Raw genomic sequence first — 21626 nt, forward strand, 5'->3', positions numbered from 1 at the left:
CAGTAAAAACAGTCAATTAACCCATCGTGTTACCACGGTTAATTATTTTGTTCAGTTGGTATAACATAGCATCATCATTACAGCATTTGTGGATACCATTATGAACACTTGGTCAACTCAGCACTCTTTCACCCCACTAGCATTAACTAGCACCGATTCTTTACCTGATTTAGCAATGATCAACCTTAGCGATTGGGGCATGGTGACACTTGTTGGCCCAGACAGTAAATCCTACTTACAAGGTCAATTAACCTGTGATGTAGTGTCATTAACAGCCGATAAATCAACCTTTGCTGGTCACTGTGATGCCAAAGGAAAATTACGTACTATCCTGCGCGTTTTCCATTACCAAAATGGTTACGGCTTACTACAACGTCAAAGTGTGATGGCAACCCAACTGCCTGAACTAAAAAAATATGCGGTCTTTTCTAAAACAGAGATCACTCAAACTACGGCGGTTATTTTAGGGCTCGCAGGGGCGCAGGCTCAAGCAACCATTGATCATCATTTCAGTGGCGATGCTGATGTACGTTATAACGACACAGCTACGGCAGTAAAAGTTGATAACGCGCGTTGGTTAATTATCACCACCGCAGAACAAGCTGACAGTGTAATTACCACCTTGGCACCAACAGCAACTTTAACAACCACCGAACTGTGGAACTTATATGACATTCAAGCGGCGATGCCACGTATTGATAGTGCCACCGAACTTGAATTCATTCCTCAAGCAGTAAACTTACAAGCGGTCGATGGTATTAGCTTTAAAAAAGGTTGCTATACCGGCCAAGAAACCGTCGCGCGGGCTAAATACCGTGGTATTAATAAACGTGCGATGTATATCGTTGCTGGCGCAGCAACACAATGCCCACAACCAGGTGATGGATTAGAGCGTAGTGTCGGTGAAAATTGGCGTAAAGGTGGCACCGTGATCTGTGGTTATCACTACAGTGACAATCATGCATTGGCACTGGTGGTATTACCTAATGATCTTGATGCTGATAGTCAATTCCGTTTCGCAACTGCGCCAGATGCGCTATGGCACAAACTCGACCTACCGTACGATGTCAATGCAGAATAATTCAATTAATACGTCCGTCACTCAGCTATTGATTAGCGAAGGGGTTGATTACCGTTTACTGCCGCACACCAAGCCGGCTAAAACCATTGCCGAGGCGGCAGCTGAACGCGGGGTTGATCCACAGCATATGGTTAAATCCATCTTGCTCAAAGACATGTCGGGGTTTCATGTACTGGCATGTGTACCGGGTCCACAAGCGGTCGATCCTAAAAAAGTACGCGCATTATTAGGTTGCCAGCGCATGACTTGCGCGGATGCGACCGAAGTTGAAAAAGTCACCGGTTTAGTTATCGGTACGGTTGCTCCGCTCGGCTTAAAGCGGCCATTGGTGATCGTGTTTGATAATGCGATTGCGGCAATAGAAAAAGTGAATATCAGTAGTGGTGATCGCATGGCTGGGATTGAGATCGCCACCGATGATTTATTGATCTTATGCGATCCCATGCTCGCTGATATCTGCCGAGATCAGCTCTAATTAATCATCAGCGATAACATCAGCGGCATTAATCACAATGCCGCTTGATTGAACATAAAGGAACTGTTGATGACAAATTATCATCACGATATTAATTGGCGCGGGGTTGATCTAAATTTATTAATTGCTTTTTCTGCATTAATGGAAACCCGCAGCGTGACTAAAGCGGCCAATAAACTTGCCATTGGTCAGTCGGCAATGAGCCATAACTTATCGCGACTACGTAGTTTATTAAATGACCCTTTGTTTGAGCGTCATGGCCACCAAATGTTACCAACCCAAACCGCGTTAGAGCATGCCTCAACCGTCGATACCATTTTAGCATTGATTACTAACGAACTACTGCGACCAAGTGTGTTTGTACCCGCTGATTTCTGTGGCACTTTTAGGATAGGCTTAACCGATTACGCCGAATTATTATTTGCCCCAGCACTGTATGATGCAATTCACCACCAAGCGCCACAATGCCAACTAAGTTTTTTTAATGTCGATCGTCATAGTTATCACACTGATTTTAATCAGCATCGCATTGATGTGGTTATTGGTTCAATGACAGATATGGGCAAGGATATTGAACATCAGTATTTATATACCGAAGATCATGTTTGCCTTTATGATCAACAGGCAACAGGTCTTAATGACCAAGTCAGTCTCGAACAATATCGCCTTCATCCTCATGCGCTGGTAAGCCCTGATGGTAAGCTCACCACCCAAGTTGATACTCAATTACACCAGCAAGGATTTCAACGTCAAGTGGCAGTCGGATCGCATAACTTTCTCACTATTCGGCATTTGTTAAGCGGTCGCGATTTAGTTTGTGTGGTATCGCGCTTGATGGCACAACTGGATATTTTTAATGACCAGTTAACGCAATGCCCACCGCCTGTTGCGATAGCTGATTTTGATATTCGATTATTATGGCTCCATCGCAACAGTAATCACCCCCGCAACCAATGGCTACGCCATATCGTTGCCAATACGGTGATCACTCATGTTAAACAACTTCGATCTAGCCGTTAATTATCCTGGCAGAGCAACAATGCCCTGCCAATGATTACTCAGTGATATTAATGCTATTAATGCGCGTGGCTACTCGGTTCTTGGATTTGATAAAGTTTGTGTTCATCGCAAGGCTCATCACAATTACACTCTTTATTAACACCAACATTGGCTAAACCGCCACAGCTGCCACTGATTGTTTGACGCTTTACAAACCATCCAATTGCCATTGCTGCAATAACGGCCCAAAAGATCCCTAAAGTTAATAAAAACGTGGTCATAGTTTTAAACCACCAATTTTACCAAGGCCATTCGCAACCGGGCTAAACATACCGACTTTAGCCACTGCTGGTGCTGTTTTTTTAGTGCCACAACCACAGCCACAACCACCTTTTTCACGTTTACAAGCGCGCCCTTGATCAGCCGTCAGTAACGCTTCTTTGATCACGCCGCCGGCTAAAAAATCAACTAATGTTGTTCGTGGTGCAACACGACTGACACTAAACCCAGCTTGTAATAATCGCGCTAAAGAACGGGTGCCAATATTGCCCAATACAATTTCAGTTACGTTCAATGCTGCCAGTTGGCGCTGCAATATTTTTTTATGTTTGCACCCCAACTCACGACTACCACTGTTTTCAATCCGCTCAACCAGTTGACCTTGCTGATCATAGATAGCAAACGTGGCTGCTTTACCAAAATGGCCTGCTATTTGATTTCGTGGCGTCAATGCAATTGCTATTAACATAAATTAATCCTCGGTAGTCTGTATGCTGTCTGGTGCTAACTCTAATACCATTCCCATCACTAATGCTTGAGCAACTTTATGGCGCCCACGAGCAATAATATTTCCTAAGGTTTGGCGTGATACACCGAGTTGTTGTGCCGCTTGCAGTTGCTGTAATCCTTGCATATCCACTAGCCTTAATGCCTCAAGTTCATCACTCGCTAAGGTTAATCGTGGTAATTGCTTCATTGGTACTCCGTTGGGTTTAAAGCAACTATAAGCAGGACGACAGGCAATTTTTCTGACAATTTTGGGACGTGCCATAATGATCATCATCTCGGTTTATTTATCTCATTATTGGCATATGCCAAAAACCATACCTTGATCTAGGATCATAAATGACGATCTAAATTATTTTTTAGCATCTAATGAAGATCGCACTGCCACTAAATCTTCAAAAAATATTCAGCAGCATAAAGTATCGAAATAGCCTTCAAAGCTATCACCATAACGAATGCCACCAGCACCACCTTACGTTTAAAAAAACACCACATATAAACAATCACAGTCAAAAATCGGCAATCTTGTCTTTATCGTCACAGAAAACAGCTAACTTTCTACAAGGTTAATGATTTATAAAATACCAGCAATTTAGGATATTAATCTACAGATTACGTTTATAGCTGTTGAATACGTTATCAATTTAACAATATCGTTAAATTTACGCTGATAATGTCACAAAAACGTCATTTGATTTCTAGTATACTAATGCCGTTAATCGCCAGGACGGTCGGAGTTAAACTGTATTATGCGGATGTTCAAACGCTACTTGCCTAAATTAATTGCCAAGCATGTTAGTCGTATATTTAATGGAAGAATTTATATTGATGGTCGTGGGGGCTATCATTTTGAAAAGGGAATATTGTTAGTGCCAGTTAAGGCGCAACAGCATCATTATGATACGGTTAACGAAGTTAACCTCGAAATTAAGCGTCTACGTGAAATTTACTAAAGATGACATTGACTCTGAACGTAGTCGACAACGGCAATAGTTATTAACACCAAATTATTAGCCCAGTAAACAGCCTAAAGCCCACTTGATTGAGTGGGCTTTAATTGTCGTCACTATTCATCATCAGCAATCGTATCGAGATAATCTTCAGCATCCAGCCATTCATCGGTATCTTGGTCTGCATCAATACGAATTTGAAATAACCATCCATCACCGTAAGGATCACTATTTACCCACTCAGGTGCCGCATCAAGTTCTTCATTAATAGCGATAATTGTTCCAGTACACGGCGCATAAATATCTGATGCTGCTTTTACTGATTCAATCACAGCGCATTCTTCACCAGCATCAACAGCGGCTCCTGTATCAGGCAAATCAATAAACACCATATCACCCAATAATGTTTGAGCATGATCGCTAATACCAACGGTATAAACACCATCACCCTCATCACGTAACCATTCATGAGTATGGGTAAATTTTAATTCTGAGGGCACATAGCTCATTCATATATCCTTTTTAAATTCACTATAAATCGGTAACTATCACTCTATATTTTACTGTAGGTGAAATAATTTTTTTTGCTTCATTTAGACACAAAAAAACCGCAACAAAAAATGCTACGGTTTAATAACTTATGACTCAATAAGCATTCTAAATCGATTTTATTTATAACGCGCTAATTCAGGCAATTCACCACTTAATCCTAAGGCGCGACGCATAAACTCATCTTTGACACCTGGCGCTTTATTGGCAAATAACATGCCGAGATCGCGCACCAGTTTTTTGGCTGGATTAGCACCATCAAACAGAGTCTTAAAACCTTGCATAGCGGTGATCATTTTAGCCGCTTCAGCTTTACGCCAGCGCTCATAATGGCGCAAGTTGGCTTGCTTACCAATGTCTTTATCTGCTTGCCATAAAGCAATAATTTCTTGCGCTAATGCTGCTGCATCCAATAAACCAAGGTTAACCCCTTGGCCGGCCAATGGGTGGATCGTATGAGCTGCATCACCGACTAGTGCCACCCGTTCGCGTACAAAATCTTGAGCGTAACGCATTTTAAGTGGAAAGGCTTGGCGTTGACCTTCCACACGACATAAGCCTAAACGATGATCAAACGCAGCAGTTAAGTGTTGATTAAATTGCTCGTCACTGACATCACAAAGTTGCAGTGCTTGTTCTGGCGGCAATGACCATACAATTGAGCACAGATCTTGTTGTGCTAATGGTAGAAAAGCTAATGGACCATCAGGACGGAATATTTGCCGCGCGGTCTGCAAGTGAGGCTCATCACAACGAATATTAGCCACCAACGCACTATGACCGTAATCCCAATGGGTCAGTGGAATATCAACATGTTGACGCAACCATGAATTAGCACCATCAGCACCAACCACTAACTTAGCGGTGAGGTTTTTGCCTGATTCTAATGTGATCCAAGCTTCTGTTTCACCAAAGGCGATATTCTGGCATTTATCAGGTGCAAATAAGCTCACATTGGCTTGCTTACTGACCTGATCCAGTAACGCTAACTGAATCACTCGGTTTTCAACAATATAGCCTAAATTAGGTTGGGCTAAACGCTCTGCATCAAAATCAATATGTGCAAAACTGTCTTGTTCCCAGACCTCCATTTTACTGTAAGGACTCATTCGACGGTCGCAGATACCATTCCAAGCCCCAACCCCACGTAATATTCGCTCGCTAGCACGGCTTAAGGCTGACACTCGCACGTCAGGTAACGCAGCTAACTCAGGATCAGGCAATTTACCTTCAATCACAGCCACTCGTAATTCAGTATCGGCTAACGCTGCAGCCAACGTTAAACCGACCATGCCACCACCGATAATGGCGATATCAACATTTTGCATCATAGCTATCGTTTTACCTGTCCCATCGCACGGCGTAACAGCGGTGCTTGAAGTGTATTAGAAAGGCTCATAGTCATTAAGCCCAGATTACGCCCAGCAATGAGCGCAGGATTATCATTGGCAAATAAGCCCACCAAGCCAGCGGTCATGGCAACAGTTGCTTGTCGGTCCGGTAACCGACGCTCACGATAACGGCCCAATACGGTTGGTAAACCAATATCAGCCCCACGTGCAACGCCTGCTGCTATTTCTTCAGCTAACGTCATCACATCGCGAAGCCCAAGATTAAAACCTTGGCCAGCAATAGGATGAAGGGTTTGAGCAGCATTACCAATCACCGCAGTTCGATGTGAAACTAGCCGTTGCGCTTGGCGTAATATTAATGGGTAACAATGACGCTCACCCACCATAGTCAACGCGCCTAATCGCCACCCAAACACAGTTTGTAATTCTGCTAAAAATTGTGCATCAGATAATGCCATAATCCGTGCTTGTTGCTGCGGCTCAACACACCATACCAATGAACTTCGCCCTTGAGACATCGGCAATAATGCTACCGGCCCATGGTGAGTAAACCGTTCAAATGCTTGGCCTTGATGTGGCTCTGAGGTAGTAACGTTAGCAATGATCGCCACTTGCTCAAAATCATGTTCATTGCGACCGATATGAAGCAAATCACAACAATGGGATAGCGCACCATCAGCAGCTACCACTAATTTAGTCCGTAACCGTTTACCATTGCTTAACCGCACTAACGCCTCTGATTGAGTACGTTCTATATGCTCAACTTTTGCGGGACAAAACAGATCAATTTGTGGACGCGTTACTAACTGGTGATGAAAAATTTCACCAGCAGCAGCCAATTCAATCACATAACCTAAAGCATCAACGGCCAGTTGCTGAGCGGATAACTCAACCATACCAGCATGACCACGATCAGACACATGAATGTGCTTGATTGCCGTCGCAACCTTTGCCAATGCAGGCCACAGTAGAATCGAGTCTAACAAGCGGCTCGAACCATGCGATAGTGCAATACTGCGCGCATCATAGCCCGGGTGTTGCTGATCATCGGTTGCTACCGCCTCAACTACCGCGATATGTAATTGATGCTGGGTTAATTCATCAAGTGCAATCGCTAAACATGCACCCACCATTGCGCCGCCGGCAATAACTACATCATATTGCTTCACATTTTGTCCCTTTCGCAATAGTAATTGTTAGTGAACTGTTGGTTGCTCTTGCGCATCGTCGTCATTCACTAGTCGTTGACCTAGTTCAGAATGGCAACTCAACACGCACATACGTACATGTTCAAGTACTTGCTCAAACAATGCCGCTTGCTCTTCAAGATCTTCATCTTCATCAATACCAAGTTGTGAGATCTCTTGTAAATCAGCCAATGCTTCAGTGATTTCTTCAGACAATTGATTTTTTTGTAAATCCATTAGCCCTAAACCAGAAATAAAACTATTTACCCACTCAGTTAATGCCTCGGCACGCTCAGATAGCGGCTCATCATCATCTGGCATCAACAGTGAGAACTCAAACCCACCGCTAATCAATTCTTCAGCAGTGGTAGTAAATAAAGTACGCACCATCATTTTAGCGCCATCGGTCAGTGGCTCGCCTTCGTTGGCATAATCACATACTGGACCTGCCCAGCTTTCATCATCAACAGCAAGACCACCACAAATCATGCCACTGAGTAAACCATGTAATTCAGCAGGCATCGCGGCTAAGCCTTGCTCTTTTAAAGCCGCTTCAACAGCAGAGTATGTCGGTAGGGTTATTTCACTCATGGCTTATCACCTTTTAGTTGACGCGATATTAAGATAAATTATTGTGACCATTACTTAACAATAATGCTCATGATTAAGGTTACACTCACTGAAATTGTACCAAACAATACTCACCGTTATGGTTTAGCGAGTATAATAAATAGCAATGAGCGAATGGTAGCACTGTGTTATGCTAACACTTAAGCCTAGTTCGGCAAATGATAACACTGGTGATAACGTTCAATCCTTAATCAACTTCGAACCGAGTCTGATTAATATCTGTTTAGTCAGAAGATAATGAACCAAAACCAAGACATAGTCGCTTGCATCTTGTATAGGGTTTTTCTATATTGACCACGTCGCAAGCGGAATGAATACCCATTCTGGCACGGAGCAAATCGAAGGTTTATGAGTACTCAGGCTGTAGAAATTCAAGTATTGGGCCGAAAATTAAAAGTTAATTGTCCAACGGGCCAAGAAGATGCATTACGTGCCGCGGCGACAGATTTTGACCAACGCTTGAAAGATATGTCTGCGCGTACTAACGTATCCGTAGAACAATTATTAATCTTTACTGGTCTCAATATCAGTAACGAGTTGCATTCAGAACGCCAACAACATAATCGCAATGCTGAATTAATATCCAATAAAATCAATTCACTAGAAGAAAATTTAGATAAAGTATTGCAATATCAGCCAAAGCGTTGATAATGAATTGACCCTGGGGTGTGCGTCAGTGAATGAACGTCCCCGAGCCGATAAGCAAATACCCAGGATTGGCTTTTTTATTAGCTATTGTGCATGCTCAGCCTGACTGAGAAGCCTGCGGTTAATGTTGCCAGTCCACCTTGAACATCTGGTTCAAGGGCCTTATTTCGCAACGGCACCTTGGGGCATCCCTTACCTTAGTTTGACTTCCTTTCTGCGTATTAGCGCTCTACAATCCAGTAACACTCACTGTTCATGGATTGGATAATTACGTGACGATTTCCCTTTCAGTTACCAGCCAGCAATTACGTTCTCAGCTACGACAACAAATTCGTCATGCTAGACAACAACTATCGCCTCAACAACAACACCACGCAGCACAACAATTATCCTTACGCTTACAAACCTTAGATCGTATTCAACATAGCCAGCACATTGCGGTTTACATCGCTAATGACGGTGAAATTGATCCGCAGCCGTTTATCAAATGGCTATGGCAGCAAGGAAAATCGGTGTATTTACCGGTATTGCATCCGTTTACTAAAGGTCATTTACTGTTTTTACACTATGATACCGACACACCAATGATCACCAATCGCTACGGTATCAGCGAACCTAAGTTGGATATTCGACGCGTTAAGCCGGTTGCACAACTTGATGTGATTTGCACTCCATTGGTGGCTTTTGATGGTCTCGGACAGCGCCTTGGCATGGGCGGTGGTTATTATGATCGTACTTTAAGCCAGTGGCACCTGCACCGCCGCGGCCCTTACCCCATCGGTATTGGTCATGATTGCCAATATATTGCTCAGCTTCCCAATCAACACTGGGATGTGCCATTACCATTGATCATCACCCCTAACTATCAGTTTACAGAGTCATAACACACCCAACGCAAACGATTGGCTTTTTTTGATTAAAAAACTAAATATAATTGTATGTTATTCAAAAAGTTATATTTTTAGTTTTAAGTTTGCATTGTTTAACCATAGAATCCGACTGACGAAATCACTTCGGTTAGCTATAATCACCTTTCGCATAATTGAGGTCATTACGAGGAGAACGGCATGACACAAGATGAAATGAAAAAAGCAGCCGGTTGGGCAGCACTTGAGTACGTAACAAAAAACAGTATTGTTGGTGTAGGTACTGGTTCAACTGTTAATCACTTCATCGATGCCTTGGCAACCCGTAAAGAAGAGATCAAAGGCGCAGTTTCAAGCTCTGTTGCCTCAACTGAGCGCCTAGAGCAAATTGGAATTAAAGTTTTTGATGCTAACGACGTTGCTAGCCTAGATATTTATGTTGATGGTGCAGATGAAATCAATGCCCAATTTGACATGATCAAAGGCGGCGGTGCGGCATTAACTCGTGAAAAAATCGTCGCGGCGATTGCTGAGAAATTTATCTGTATTGTTGATAACACCAAACAAGTTGATGTACTAGGTCAATTCCCATTACCAGTTGAAGTCATTCCAATGGCACGCTCTTTTATTGGTCGTGAATTAGTTAAACTCGGTGGTGATCCGGTATACCGCGAAGGTGTGATAACAGATAACGGTAATATCATTCTTGATGTTTATAACATGGCGATCACTGATCCTAAAGCAATGGAAGACAGCATTAATGCGCTACCAGGTGTGGTAACTGTGGGTTTATTTGCTCATCGTGGCGCTGACGTTGTACTTGTTGGTACACCTGAAGGAACTAAAATCATCGAAAAATAATGATTAATTCGTTATTTGACTACAAAACGGCAGCTGTTGATCGCTCGCGAATCATTAGCTGCCGTTTTTTATTGGCTTTTTTGTAATATTCTTACCCTTAATGGTTAATTTTTGATACTTTATTAAACAGCATGTAGCAAACGTTTAACCATTTAGCTACTGATATGTAATAACCCTCGTTTAACAACCGCAGTGTTAGCATCATTAGTCGCTACGTTTTTAAGGATAAGAACCTATGGCAACTGTGTCACTCAATAAAGAAAAAATAAAAATCCTTCTGTTAGAAGGTCTCCATCCGTCAACACTTGAAGTTTTACAGCAAGCTGGTTACACCAATATTGAATACCATAAAGGCTCTTTAGCAGGTGAAGAACTATTAGAAGCGGTAAAAGATGTCCATTTTATCGGCATTCGTTCTCGTACCCAGTTAACCCCCGAGGTCTTTGCGGCTGCTAAAAAACTCACCGCTGTAGGGTGTTTCTGTATTGGCACCAATCAAGTTGATCTCAATGAAGCAATACGACGCGGTATTCCTGTTTTCAACGCCCCTTTTTCCAATACTCGTAGTGTTGCTGAACTGGTTCTGGGTGAAATTCTATTATTATTACGCGGCATTCCCGAGAAAAACGCCAAAGCCCATCGTGGCGAATGGTTAAAATCGGCAGATCAATCATTTGAAGCGCGTGGTAAAACATTAGGCATTATTGGTTATGGTCATATTGGTACCCAGTTGGGGATTTTGGCTGAAAACCTTGGTATGCGAGTGTGTTTCTATGACATTGAAACCAAGCTTTCGCTAGGCAATGCGGTTCAAGTGAGTTCATTATCTGAATTACTCAATAAATCGGATGTGGTTAGCTTGCATGTACCTGAAACTAAAGGTACGGCAAATTTAATGGGCGTCGAAGAATTTGCGCGCATGAAGCCGGGGGCAATTTTCATTAATGCCGCTCGTGGCACAGTGGTTGATATTGATGCGCTCTGCAGTGCACTAGAAAGCAAACACATTGTAGGTGCTGCAATTGATGTCTTCCCTGTTGAGCCTAAAACCAACAATGACCCGTTTGAATCACCGCTAATGCAGTTTGATAATGTGATTTTAACGCCACACATTGGTGGTTCAACCCATGAAGCTCAAGAAAATATTGGGATTGAGGTCGCAGGTAAATTAGTCAAATATTCTGATAACGGCTCAACCCTATCGGCGGTTGGCTTTCCAGAAGTATCACTGCCTGAGCATCAAGGCTGTTCTCGCTTGCTGCACATTCACCACAACCGTCCCGGCATACTAAATCAAATCACCACTATCTTTGCTTCAGAAGGTATTAATATCGCGGCTCAGTTCTTACAAACTGGTGCCGAGGTGGGTTATGTAGTTATTGATATCGAAACCGAACGCTCAAAAGAAGCCTTACAGCAACTAAAACTCATTGATGGCACTATTCGCGCGCGTATTTTGCACTAATCCCCTCTTTTAATAACCGCTAATAACAACAAGGAGAGCGATATGCTCTCCTTTTTTATGGCTATTTAATCGAGATGATAACTATTTATGGGGCGATTATTTTTCGGATAATTTAAAGATCACATTAACACTGTCTTTAATAACAATACTGTTGTCAGTGTAGCTTTGATCAACCGCGCCTTTACTCATACTGCTATACATAACAGCATCATTACTACGGCGGTATGGCATTGGCTGGTTATTGGTATTGTAATCAATTTGCCATACGCCATCGATTTTATTACCAAACCCTTGCGCGAGTGAGGCGGCAACTTGCTTCGCATTCTCGATCGCTTTTTGGCGTGCTTGTTGTTGATACTTTTCCGTATTCGCAACTTTTAAATCAATATTATTAATTTGGTTAATACCATCACCAAGAGCGTCATCTAAATAGCTATTTAGCTTAGTCAGTTGATGCACTGTCACCTCAACATTACGATTAGCTCTAAAACCAACTAACTCAGGCTTGTGATCTTTAGGGTAATTATATTGTGCTGACAAGGCAATATTGGCGCTATTAATGTCTTTTTTGTTCACACCAGCAGCTTTTAAACGCTCAATAAACTTAGTCACCGCCTGATCAACTGCTAACTTAGCATCAACCGCCGTTTTTTTGGTTTCAACTACATTAACCGAAAATACCGCCATATCAGGCTGTACTACAACTTCACCACGACCGGTTGTCTCTAAATGAGGAAATGGAATATCAGCCGCCATTGCAGACGCTGAAGCAAACGCACTAACACCAAGTACTATTGCTAAACATGTATTTTTCATTGTTGATCCTTTTTCTGAGTCGCATAACATGGTGATTTATTCACTAGCACAGTGATAAATACAGTATTTTCATCAGTAATGATGGTGTAATGCTAACAAATCCCCAACTTAATGAACACCGTTTTTAATTAAACTGCAGTATTGATTCAGCAAGGTTATCGTTTTAGACACGCTATTATTGCGATCAGCCACAGTGTATAGATAAAAAAAGAAGCCATCAGGCTTCTTTTTTCGATCACAACTAACAGTCAGGCGAATTACGCCTCAACTTTATTTAGGTGAACATCCATTTGTGGGAATGGGATTTCGATACCTTCTTTATCAAGCTCTTCTTTAATTGCTTGGTTAAGTTCGAAGTATACACCCCAGTAATCAGCAGTCTTAACCCATGGGCGAACCACGAAGTTTACTGATGAATCAGCTAATGCCACCACACCAATCGTTGGTGCAGGATCTTTAAGTACTAACTCATTTGCCATCACAACACGGTTTAATACTTCTTTGGTTTTTTGAAGATCAGCGTTGTAAGAAACACCAATCGTTAAATCGATACGACGAGTGTCATGACGAGAGTAGTTAGTGATTGGGTTACCAATAACAGCAGCGTTAGGTACTACAACCATCTTGTTGTCTGGAGTACGTAACTCAGTTGAGAAAATCTGAATAGATTCAACAGAACCAGCAACACCGCCAGCTTCCACATAGTCACCAGACTTGAATGGACGGAAAGCAACGATCAATACACCAGCTGCGAAGTTTGATAATGAGCCCTGTAGTGCAAGACCAACTGCCAAACCTGCCGCACCAATAACAGCAACCACAGAAGCAGTTTGAACACCAATACGACCCAGTGCTGCAATTAATACGATAACAAATAATAGGTAACGCACTAAACCATGAACAAACTCAACAACCGCGTTGTCCATGTCTTTTTTACGCAGTACTTTTGCTACTGTACCCGCAATCATCTTAACAATGATATTACCGATAAATAGAATCAGTATTGCAGACACGATATTCACTGCATATTGAACTAATAGATCTTGGTTTTTAGTGATCCAGTTTCCGGCGTGTAATACACCGTTAGTCAATGAGTTATCAGATATATGCTCAACAACCTTGTCAGTAACGCTCTCTGTCATGAAGGTATCTCTCTAAAAAATATAACAATAATATTAAAGTGCCGCTTAATGAGTAAATCATACAGTAAACCGTAAAAAATAACACCTTAGCAACAATTTTGATGTTACGTAACCACCGCTCACTATCACTGTGATAGGTATAATAATCAGTACAGCGAACTATAACATCAAAGAAACACTGCATTATTAATCTTTTAATTACCAAATGGCTAGTAAAAAAAATCGAACAATCATAAAAAAATATAATTTATATATTAGGATAAAGTCATGCTAACTGCTTAATCTGATACAAAAAAAAAGCCCACCGAAGTGAGCTTTTTCACATTTTATGTAGCAGATATTCTATTAAAGAACGTCAACTGCATTTAGGTCAGAGAATGCTTTCTCTAGACGCTCAACCATTGATACTTGACCTGCACGTAACCAAACGCGTGGATCGTAGTATTTCTTGTTAGGCGCTGACTCACCCGTTGGGTTGCCGATTTGACCTTGTAGGTAATCGTGGTTTTCAGCTTCGTAGCGACGGATACCGTCCCATGCAGCCCACTGTGTATCAGTATCGATGTTCATTTTAATAACACCGTAACCGATAGACTCTTGGATTTCAGCTTCAGAAGAACCAGAACCACCGTGGAATACGAAGTTTAGAGAGTTAGCTGGTAGGCCAAACTTCTCTGAACAGTATGCTTGAGAATCACGTAGGATAGTTGGAGTAAGTACAACGTTACCCGCTTGGTAAACACCGTGTACGTTACCGAAAGATGCAGCGATAGTGAAACGTGGGCTGATAGCGTTTAGTTTCTCGTATGCGTATGCAACATCTTCAGGAGAAGTGTAAAGCTCAGATGCGTCCATATCAGAGTTATCAACGCCGTCTTCTTCACCACCAGTACAACCTAGTTCGATTTCTAGTGTCATGTTCATCTTAGCCATACGCGCAAGGTATTGACCAGAGATTTCGATGTTCTCTTCTAGCGACTCTTCAGAAAGGTCGATCATGTGAGAAGAGAATAGAGGCTTACCAGTTTGTGCGAAGAACTCTTCACCAGCGTCTAGTAGACCGTCGATCCAAGGAAGTAGTTTCTTAGCTGCGTGGTCAGTATGAAGAATAACTGGAACACCGTAAGCTTCAGCTACTGCGTGAACGTATTTTGCACCAGCGATAGCGCCAAGAATTTGAGGGCCTTGACCTTCAAGCTTAAGACCTTTACCGCCGAAGAATGCAGCACCGCCGTTAGAGAACTGAACGATAACTGGTGCTTTAGCTTTAGCAGCAGCTTCAAGAACAGCGTTAACTGAATCAGTACCGATACAGTTAACAGCAGGTAGAGCGAAGTTATTTTCTTTTGCTACAGCAAAAACTTTCTGTAGGTCGTCGCCAGAAATAACACCAGGTTTTACAAAATCGAAGATCTTAGACATAACAATAGTCCTATATTTACTTTGTTGTCTGTGGAAAAATTCTTGTGCAAACGTTTGCGATAAGCTTCTATTTTACTGAAATATAACGTCTATCACAAACATTTAAACGTGGAAACTAAGACAATATTATAAATATACTTAGTTTCCACGCCAAATAAATTATGCTTTAGCGCGAGCTTCTAGCATTTCAACTGCTGGTAATTTCTTACCTTCAACGAACTCAAGGAAAGCACCGCCACCAGTAGAGATGTAAGATACTTTATCTTTGATGCCGTACTTGTCGATAGCTGCTAGTGTGTCACCGCCGCCTGCAACAGAGAAACCAGCAGATGCTGCGATTGCGTTCGCAACAACTTCAGTACCTTTACCAAATTGCTCGATTTCAAATACGCCAACTGGACCATTCCAAAGAATAGTTTTTGCGTTCATGATGATGTCAGCAAGTGCTTGAGCTGAATCAGGACCTAGGTCAAGAACCATGTCGTCAGCAGCGATGTCTGTTGCAGCTTTGATTGTTGCTTCAGCTGAGTCAGAGAACTCTTTAGCACATACAACGTCAGTTGCTACTGGAATGTCAGTACTTGCCATTAGCTCTTTAGCTGTAGGGATAAGGTCAGCTTCGTATAGAGACTTACCTACATCGTTGCCTTCAGCTGCGATGAATGTGTTAGCAATACCACCACCAACAACGATTTGGTCAGCAATCTTAGATAGTGACTCAAGAACTGTTAGTTTAGTAGATACTTTAGAACCACCAACGATAGCAACCATTGGACGTGCTGGCTTATCCATTGCTTTACCTAGCGCTTCTAGTTCGCCAGCAAGTAGTGGACCTGCACATGCTACAGGAGCAAACATACCTACACCGTAAGTAGATGCTTGTGCACGGTGAGCCGTACCAAATGCATCCATTACAAATACGTCACAAAGTGCAGCGTATTGCTTAGATAGTTCGTCTTCGTTCTTCTTCTCGCCCTTGTTGAAACGTACGTTCTCAAGAACAACAAGCTCGCCTGCGTTTAGCTCAAGACCATTTAGGTAGTCTTTTGCTAGTTTAACGTCACAATCTAGTGCGTCATTTAAGTAGTTAACTACAGGCTGTAGAGAGAATTCTTCTGCGTATTCGCCTTCCGTTGGACGACCTAGGTGAGAAGTAACCATTACTTTAGCGCCAGCTTCTAGGCAACGCTGAATAGTAGGTAGAGATGCAAGGATACGTGCATCTGAAGTTACTTTACCGTCTTTTACTGGCACGTTTAGGTCAGCACGAATAAATACACGCTTACCAGCTAGATCCAGATCAGTCATCTTGATTACAGACATGTTTTGCCCTCTCAACATTATTTAAAATAAAAGTTCATAAATTTCACGGCTCGGCGTCACTGCCAAACCCAATAATTCTTACTACTTATTTTTGCGGCGTTGCAGCAGAGTTATCTGTTGCCGCCATTGCTAACGCAGTATCTAACATACGATTAGCAAATCCCCATTCGTTATCGCACCACACCAACATTTTAATTAAATGCTGACCACTTACGCGGGTTTGAGTACCGTCAACAATCGCGCTATGGGGATCATGATTGAAGTCAATCGACACTAATGGTGCTTCGGTATAAGTCACTATACCCTTTAATGTACAACGAGACGCATTTAATAATGCTTGATTTACGTCATTAACTTTCACGTTTGTTGTAACAGTAACCGTTAAATCCATGGCGGTGACATTTATTGTGGGCACCCTCACAGAAATCGCTTCAAATTTGTCAGAAAACTTCGGAAAAATACGACCGATACCTAAATGTAATTTGGTATCTACTGGAATAATGGATTGGCTAGCAGCACGTGTTCGGCGTAAATCGGGGTGATAAGCATCAATGACTTGCTGATCATTCATTGCAGAGTGAATTGAGGTTATTGAGCCTGTTTCAATACCGAAACAATCATCCAACACTTGAATGATGGGCACAATGCAATTCGTCGTACAAGAGCCGTTAGAAACAATCGTGTGTTGCGAAGTTAACTGGTGATGGTTAACGCCATATATCACAGTAAAATCGATGTCTTTGGCAGCAGGATGGGAAAATAACACTTTGTTAGCACCAGCATCAATGTGGGCTAAACCATCAGCACGAGAACCTAAGTGGCCTGTACAATCAAGGACGATATCGACATCCAAATCATGCCACGGTAATAATTTAGGATCGGGTTGATGAAGCAGACGAATTTGATCGCGATGACCATTTTCATGGGCAATAAAAAGATGCTCCTGGTCATGACTGACAGGCTTACCGAAGCGTCCATGGCTTGAATCATACTGAAGTAAGTGAGCCATTGCTTCAGGCTCAGCCAATTCGTTGATGGCCACGACGTTAATCTGGTGGTGTTTACCGCTCTCATACAATGCGCGGAGCACACTGCGACCGATGCGGCCGAATCCATTTATTGCGACTTTTAGTGTCATATCCGTGCTACAAAAATACTAAGCGGCGTTAGTGTATACCAACCAAGTTTGAGAATCACCATAATTGTGACAACTCTCACTGTGTTTAATTAAATATCTACATAATCAAACATATAATCACACAAAGTTACTCGGTTGAGTCTGAAATTGTGAATAGCTAACCATGTTTATCTACTATAAATGTCAATTTCCTGTCATTCAAATTCGGTTTTTTCTGCTTATTTAAGATGCAAATCAACACCGTATAGAATTCACAAAAGCAATAATTTATTCGTAGTATAATTATACAAAGTGACATATTTATCTACACACCAGCCTGGTGAGTAGCATCAACATGCTGCTATTCAGCTCTTTAACAGCCATTATTTTTACTGCTAAACATTTGTTACATCCGCAATGAGGTTATTATGAACAAGAAAAAAATTGTTATCGGGGGAGCTCTCGCGGTCTTACTTGGCTACGCAGTCTCAGTTTATTGGTCTTGTGAGCCCGACACCTTTTCGCCAAGTAAATATGCCGCTCAACAAGCGACACTAAACCATCAACAGCCTGTTATTGGTTACGAAACCACGACGACCTTGATCCATATTAATCAATTATTACTGGATAAGCCGGGTGGTTTCCTAACTAATGACCGTCTACCACCAAGTGTATTGATGGATAACATGCCCGCTTGGGAAGCTGGCGTATTAACCCAAGTTCGCGATATGGTCCTTATTTTAAAAGATCGTATTAGCCGTTCTCAAAATGAAAGCCGTATTGATCCGAATCAAAAAGAAGCGCAGCCAGCACTAAACATTAATAGTCACAGCTGGAACTTCCCAAGTGCAGAATCACAATACCAAGAAGCGATCGATTCATTGATCAGTTATCGAGATCGTCTGCTAGAGACTAAAAATCCGAGCAAGCAAGCCACATTCTATGCTCGTGATGATGGTTTAGTCGCGTGGCTAGAAGTGGTGCAAAATCGCCTTGGTAGCATTTCACAAGATCTCGGTTCATCGGTCGGTGAGGCGCACTTAAACGTCGATCATGATCAATTGGCTGAAGGCAATGGTGTTCTACGTGAAATCAAAGTTGATAACACCAAAACCCCGTGGCTAAGAATCGATAATGTCTTCTATGAGTCTCGCGGTTCAACATGGGCATTATTGTTATTAATGCAATCAATGCGCGATGACTTTAAACAAGTATTAGAAGAAGCCAAAGCCATGGTAGTGATGGATCAGATCATCGGTGAGCTTGAAGCGACTCAAGAAACCGTATGGAGCCCAATAATTTTAAATGGTAATGGTTTTGGGCTTATCGCTAACCATTCATTGATCATGGCCAACTATGTTTCACGCGCCCAGGCTGGCACTGTGGATCTGATTAATCTTCTAGAAAAGCGTTAACCAGCTACGCAGCTATATGTTCAAAAAGATCGCTCTTAGGCGATCTTTTTTATTAGTAGCCGATTTGCTTGGCGCGACATTGACCTTTACAAGCCCTCGGTTTACAGAAATAATCAGCCCACTCTGTTGCTCAGCGTTAGTAATGACCACGATTTATTAGCAACATTATTTATTGATATTTTTACAGTAAGGGTTACACATGTCGCATAAAGCAACGGGTTTAGTGAAGTGGTTTAGCGAAGAAAAAGGCTTTGGCTTTCTAACCCAAGATACTGGTAATGCAGATGTGTTCGTTCACAGCAGTGGCATTGCTGATAAAACATTAACCAAACTGCCAGTAGGCAAAAAAGTATCATTTGATGTTGAGCAAGGTCAAAAAGGCCTGCAAGCAATCAATGTTGTGGTTTTATAACCCTAGCTTTATTAAAACAGTTTATCGCTATCAAAAAAGGCCGCTAACTTAGCGGCCTTAGTTTTATTTAGTCATTATCAAATAATCACAATTATTGATAATTACATCCGTGCTTTAAAGATATTAACGATTTCTTCTAAGCTCGCTTGACGTGGGTTAGTTAAAGAACAAGCATCATTTAGAGCATTTTGCGCCATAAATGCGAGTTTATCTTCAGTTACACCCAAATCAGTTAAACGTTGCTTAGTGCCTACTTTTTCAGATAGTGCATCAATCGCTTCAAGGGCGGCATTCACTGCTTGCTCTTGCGTCATCGCGGCGGTGTCGATACCCATTGCTTTAGCAATATCAACAAAACGCTCTGGTACTTGTTTGGCGTTAAAGCGTGAAACTTCAGCCAATAGGATTGCGTTACATAGACCGTGTGACAGGTCGTAAACACCACCCAATTGGTGCGCCATTGAGTGAACGTAACCTAGAGAAGCATTTGAGAATGCCATCCCTGCTAAGTACTCACCGTACTGCATTGCATCACGTGCAGCGCGGTCTTGACCGTTATTCACTACAGCTTCTAAGTTATTAACAATTAACTCAATCGCTTTGATTGCAGATGCATCAGTGATTGGCGTTGCTGCTGTTGAAACATACGCTTCAACGGCGTGAGTTAATGCGTCCATCCCTGTGGTTGCCGTTAGGAACTTAGGCATTGCGACCATTAGCTCTGAATCGTTAACCGCAATAATCGGCGTGAAGTGCTTATCAACTACTGGGTATTTAGTTTCATCTTCTTGGTTAGTGATAATCGCAAATACGGTCATTTCTGAAGCTGTACCTGCGGTTGTATTCACGGTTACCAATGGCAGTTGTGGTTTCTTAGATAGATGCACGCCTTTAGAGTAATCACGAATATGACCACCGTTAGCAGCAACCAATGCGATACCTTTAGCTGTATCGTGAGATGAACCACCACCAAATGAAATCACAAAATCAGCATGGCTGTTTGCAAGTAGCTCTAGGCCATCTTCAATGTTTTTCTCAGTTGGGTTGGGCTGCACACCATCGTAAATAACAAAATCTAAGTTATGGGCTTTTAGCTCATCTGTTAGCTTGCTAACCAGACCGACTTCAACTAACACACTGTCAGTCACGATAAGGGCTTTTTTCAATTCTTTTGATGCAAGTTCAGCACCTAGAGATTGAATAGCGTTAGGACCCATTAAGGTTACAGGTGGCATGTAAAATACATTGCTCATAGTAAAACTCCGATAATTATTTATTAATTTATAGTGACTTACCGCGTTAGCCATAAGTCTGAATCTGTTTGATTGCGCGTTTCAAAAACGAATAACGGCTGCTGTTATATCGAACTTAGTGGTTATTGTTTGTGTCGATGCAGCCATTCTACACCTCGTTGATTTGGTAACAATAGAGAAAAAACCAAAACACTTTTACTTATGGGTAATAATTGTTTTTTAACTAAAGTCGAGGAACGCTAGTGCTCTATTATTTATCAGCCGCTGATAATAGTTTGTCATTAAAGTTCATGTGGCTGTTTTTGTTGGTTACCACAATCCCTGAATGTGATTTATCAGCAGTGCCGTTGACAGCGTAGTGGCTAGCAACAACAGCATTATTGTCTTGGTTATTGAAACTAACGTTACCAGTAAATGCGCCATCACGAGCTGATGCAGTATAAGAAGTGGCGATAATAGCGGTAGCGATAATTGCTTTAATAACTGTTTTCATGAGTTGTATAACCTTATCTTTATCATTGTTTGTCAACGCTGTCTGCGTTTCGATGGGGTTATATTAACAATTACCAAAAACAAAACAATATATTGTAAATGCAAAAGATTATTACCATATGGAAACAATTAAAAAGACAGGGTTTTAGGGGCAAGGGTTAAAGGTTGCGAAAGTCGAGGAATAGCAAGGCAGTTGTCACGATGGTGAATATATAAGTTATGAGTTTTTTTGTTGGTTGGGTTTAGGTGGGTTGAGTAGCAGCAATTGCGGTGGATCGTAACTTGGTTAACAACCCTATAACTCCACTTTTAAGCTGATTTAGCTCGATAAAAGCTATAAAAACATCGGCTTTGCTAACATTATTCCTCGAACACTGATCACGAT

General features: G+C 41.9%; 24 protein-coding genes and 1 other RNA gene. 11 read left to right on the forward strand and 14 right to left on the reverse strand.

All coding sequences use genetic code 11. The annotated features are described in order from the left end of the window. The first annotated feature begins 100 nt into the window (after positions 1-100). The 3 genes from ygfZ (at position 101) to BTN98_RS10120 (ending at position 2576) form a co-directional block, all read left to right on the forward strand. Positions 101-1081 (forward strand): tRNA-modifying protein YgfZ, encoded by a 981-nt coding sequence (gene ygfZ, locus BTN98_RS10110; RefSeq protein ID WP_060999838.1) that lies wholly within the window; start codon positions 101-103, stop codon positions 1079-1081. Then, positions 1071-1556, forward strand: a complete 486-nt coding sequence (locus BTN98_RS10115; protein WP_174545292.1) for an aminoacyl-tRNA deacylase — start codon at positions 1071-1073, stop codon at positions 1554-1556. Before ygfZ ends, BTN98_RS10115 begins: the two co-directional genes overlap by 11 nt. A 69-nt stretch (positions 1557-1625) precedes the next feature. Next, positions 1626-2576, forward strand: a complete 951-nt coding sequence (locus BTN98_RS10120) for a LysR family transcriptional regulator (RefSeq protein WP_060999840.1) — start codon at positions 1626-1628, stop codon at positions 2574-2576. Positions 2577-2632: 56 nt separating this feature from the next. On the opposite strand, the gene nqrM is transcribed toward BTN98_RS10120, so the two are convergent. From nqrM to BTN98_RS10135, 3 genes are read right to left on the reverse strand one after another with little or no spacing between them, the layout of a single operon-like run. Beyond that, positions 2633-2836: a (Na+)-NQR maturation NqrM gene (gene nqrM / locus BTN98_RS10125; protein WP_060999842.1), complete on the reverse strand. Its 204-nt coding sequence runs from the start codon at positions 2834-2836 to the stop codon at positions 2633-2635. Beyond that, on the reverse strand, positions 2833-3303 hold the full coding sequence (locus BTN98_RS10130) for a NifB/NifX family molybdenum-iron cluster-binding protein (protein WP_060999844.1): 471 nt from the start codon (positions 3301-3303) through the stop codon (positions 2833-2835). Before BTN98_RS10130 ends, nqrM begins: the two co-directional genes overlap by 4 nt. A 3-nt stretch (positions 3304-3306) precedes the next feature. After that, positions 3307-3606, reverse strand: coding sequence for a DUF134 domain-containing protein (locus BTN98_RS10135; protein ID WP_060999887.1), 300 nt, complete (start codon positions 3604-3606; stop codon positions 3307-3309). Positions 3607-4090: 484 nt separating this feature from the next. Here BTN98_RS10135 and BTN98_RS10140 point away from each other — a divergent pair, with 484 nt between their 5' ends. Continuing rightward, positions 4091-4294: a DUF1107 domain-containing protein gene (locus tag BTN98_RS10140; protein ID WP_060999846.1), complete on the forward strand. Its 204-nt coding sequence runs from the start codon at positions 4091-4093 to the stop codon at positions 4292-4294. Positions 4295-4407: 113 nt separating this feature from the next. On the opposite strand, the gene gcvH is transcribed toward BTN98_RS10140, so the two are convergent. The 4 genes from gcvH to BTN98_RS10160 all read right to left on the reverse strand — a co-directional run bounded on the left by gcvH (position 4408) and on the right by BTN98_RS10160 (position 7970). Continuing rightward, the gene (gcvH, locus tag BTN98_RS10145) at positions 4408-4800 is read right to left on the reverse strand and encodes a glycine cleavage system protein GcvH (RefSeq protein WP_060999848.1); all 393 of its coding nucleotides are present in this window, start codon (positions 4798-4800) and stop codon (positions 4408-4410) included. A gap of 159 nt (positions 4801-4959) precedes the next feature. Beyond that, entirely contained in the window at positions 4960-6171 is a 1212-nt protein-coding gene (locus BTN98_RS10150) for an FAD-dependent 2-octaprenylphenol hydroxylase (protein ID WP_060999850.1), read from the reverse strand. Positions 6172-6173: 2 nt separating this feature from the next. Next, the gene (ubiH, locus tag BTN98_RS10155; RefSeq protein WP_082732199.1) at positions 6174-7361 is read right to left on the reverse strand and encodes a 2-octaprenyl-6-methoxyphenyl hydroxylase; all 1188 of its coding nucleotides are present in this window, start codon (positions 7359-7361) and stop codon (positions 6174-6176) included. Positions 7362-7388: 27 nt separating this feature from the next. After that, complete coding sequence (locus BTN98_RS10160) at positions 7389-7970, reverse strand: YecA/YgfB family protein (RefSeq protein WP_060999851.1); 582 nt, start codon at positions 7968-7970, stop codon at positions 7389-7391. Positions 7971-8357: 387 nt separating this feature from the next. Between BTN98_RS10160 and BTN98_RS10165 the strand changes: the two genes are divergently transcribed. From BTN98_RS10165 to serA, 5 genes are all read left to right on the forward strand, one after another. Beyond that, the gene (locus tag BTN98_RS10165) at positions 8358-8657 is read left to right on the forward strand and encodes a cell division protein ZapA (RefSeq protein WP_060999853.1); all 300 of its coding nucleotides are present in this window, start codon (positions 8358-8360) and stop codon (positions 8655-8657) included. A 7-nt stretch (positions 8658-8664) separates the two neighbouring features. Further along, positions 8665-8848, forward strand: a non-coding RNA gene (gene ssrS / locus BTN98_RS10170) — 6S RNA. Between the two features lie 81 nt (positions 8849-8929). After that, entirely contained in the window at positions 8930-9541 is a 612-nt protein-coding gene (locus BTN98_RS10175; RefSeq protein WP_060999856.1) for a 5-formyltetrahydrofolate cyclo-ligase, read from the forward strand. 183 nt (positions 9542-9724) lie between these two features. Next, a complete protein-coding gene (gene rpiA, locus BTN98_RS10180) occupies positions 9725-10384 on the forward strand; it encodes a ribose-5-phosphate isomerase RpiA (protein WP_060999857.1) in 660 nt (219 codons plus the stop codon). 235 nt (positions 10385-10619) lie between these two features. Then, complete coding sequence (serA, locus tag BTN98_RS10185) at positions 10620-11849, forward strand: phosphoglycerate dehydrogenase (protein WP_060999859.1); 1230 nt, start codon at positions 10620-10622, stop codon at positions 11847-11849. 96 nt (positions 11850-11945) lie between these two features. Here the strand turns inward: serA and BTN98_RS10190 are convergent, their stop codons facing one another. From BTN98_RS10190 to epd, 5 genes are all read right to left on the reverse strand, one after another. After that, positions 11946-12665 (reverse strand): oxidative stress defense protein, encoded by a 720-nt coding sequence (locus BTN98_RS10190; protein WP_060999860.1) that lies wholly within the window; start codon positions 12663-12665, stop codon positions 11946-11948. Positions 12666-12922: 257 nt separating this feature from the next. Next, on the reverse strand, positions 12923-13807 hold the full coding sequence (mscS, locus tag BTN98_RS10195) for a small-conductance mechanosensitive channel MscS (protein ID WP_060999862.1): 885 nt from the start codon (positions 13805-13807) through the stop codon (positions 12923-12925). A gap of 345 nt (positions 13808-14152) precedes the next feature. Next, entirely contained in the window at positions 14153-15229 is a 1077-nt protein-coding gene (gene fbaA, locus BTN98_RS10200; protein ID WP_060999865.1) for a class II fructose-bisphosphate aldolase, read from the reverse strand. Between the two features lie 159 nt (positions 15230-15388). Further along, complete coding sequence (locus BTN98_RS10205; protein ID WP_060999867.1) at positions 15389-16552, reverse strand: phosphoglycerate kinase; 1164 nt, start codon at positions 16550-16552, stop codon at positions 15389-15391. Between the two features lie 85 nt (positions 16553-16637). Then, positions 16638-17690, reverse strand: a complete 1053-nt coding sequence (gene epd / locus BTN98_RS10210; RefSeq protein ID WP_060999870.1) for an erythrose-4-phosphate dehydrogenase — start codon at positions 17688-17690, stop codon at positions 16638-16640. 407 nt (positions 17691-18097) lie between these two features. Between epd and BTN98_RS10215 the strand changes: the two genes are divergently transcribed. Together BTN98_RS10215 and BTN98_RS10220 are read left to right on the forward strand one after the other, a co-directional pair. Continuing rightward, a complete protein-coding gene (locus BTN98_RS10215; protein WP_060999871.1) occupies positions 18098-19084 on the forward strand; it encodes a DUF2333 family protein in 987 nt (328 codons plus the stop codon). A gap of 199 nt (positions 19085-19283) precedes the next feature. Beyond that, positions 19284-19496 (forward strand): cold-shock protein, encoded by a 213-nt coding sequence (locus BTN98_RS10220; protein ID WP_060999873.1) that lies wholly within the window; start codon positions 19284-19286, stop codon positions 19494-19496. 101 nt (positions 19497-19597) lie between these two features. Here the strand turns inward: BTN98_RS10220 and BTN98_RS10225 are convergent, their stop codons facing one another. Together BTN98_RS10225 and BTN98_RS10230 are read right to left on the reverse strand one after the other, a co-directional pair. Beyond that, positions 19598-20749: an iron-containing alcohol dehydrogenase gene (locus tag BTN98_RS10225; RefSeq protein ID WP_060999875.1), complete on the reverse strand. Its 1152-nt coding sequence runs from the start codon at positions 20747-20749 to the stop codon at positions 19598-19600. A 250-nt stretch (positions 20750-20999) separates the two neighbouring features. Next, positions 21000-21242, reverse strand: a complete 243-nt coding sequence (locus BTN98_RS10230; protein ID WP_060999877.1) for a hypothetical protein — start codon at positions 21240-21242, stop codon at positions 21000-21002. Positions 21243-21626 lie beyond the last annotated feature (384 nt).

Origin of the sequence: Photobacterium aquimaris (assembly GCF_002954455.1) — a bacterium.
Taxonomy (GTDB): Bacteria; Pseudomonadota; Gammaproteobacteria; order Enterobacterales; family Vibrionaceae; genus Photobacterium; species Photobacterium aquimaris.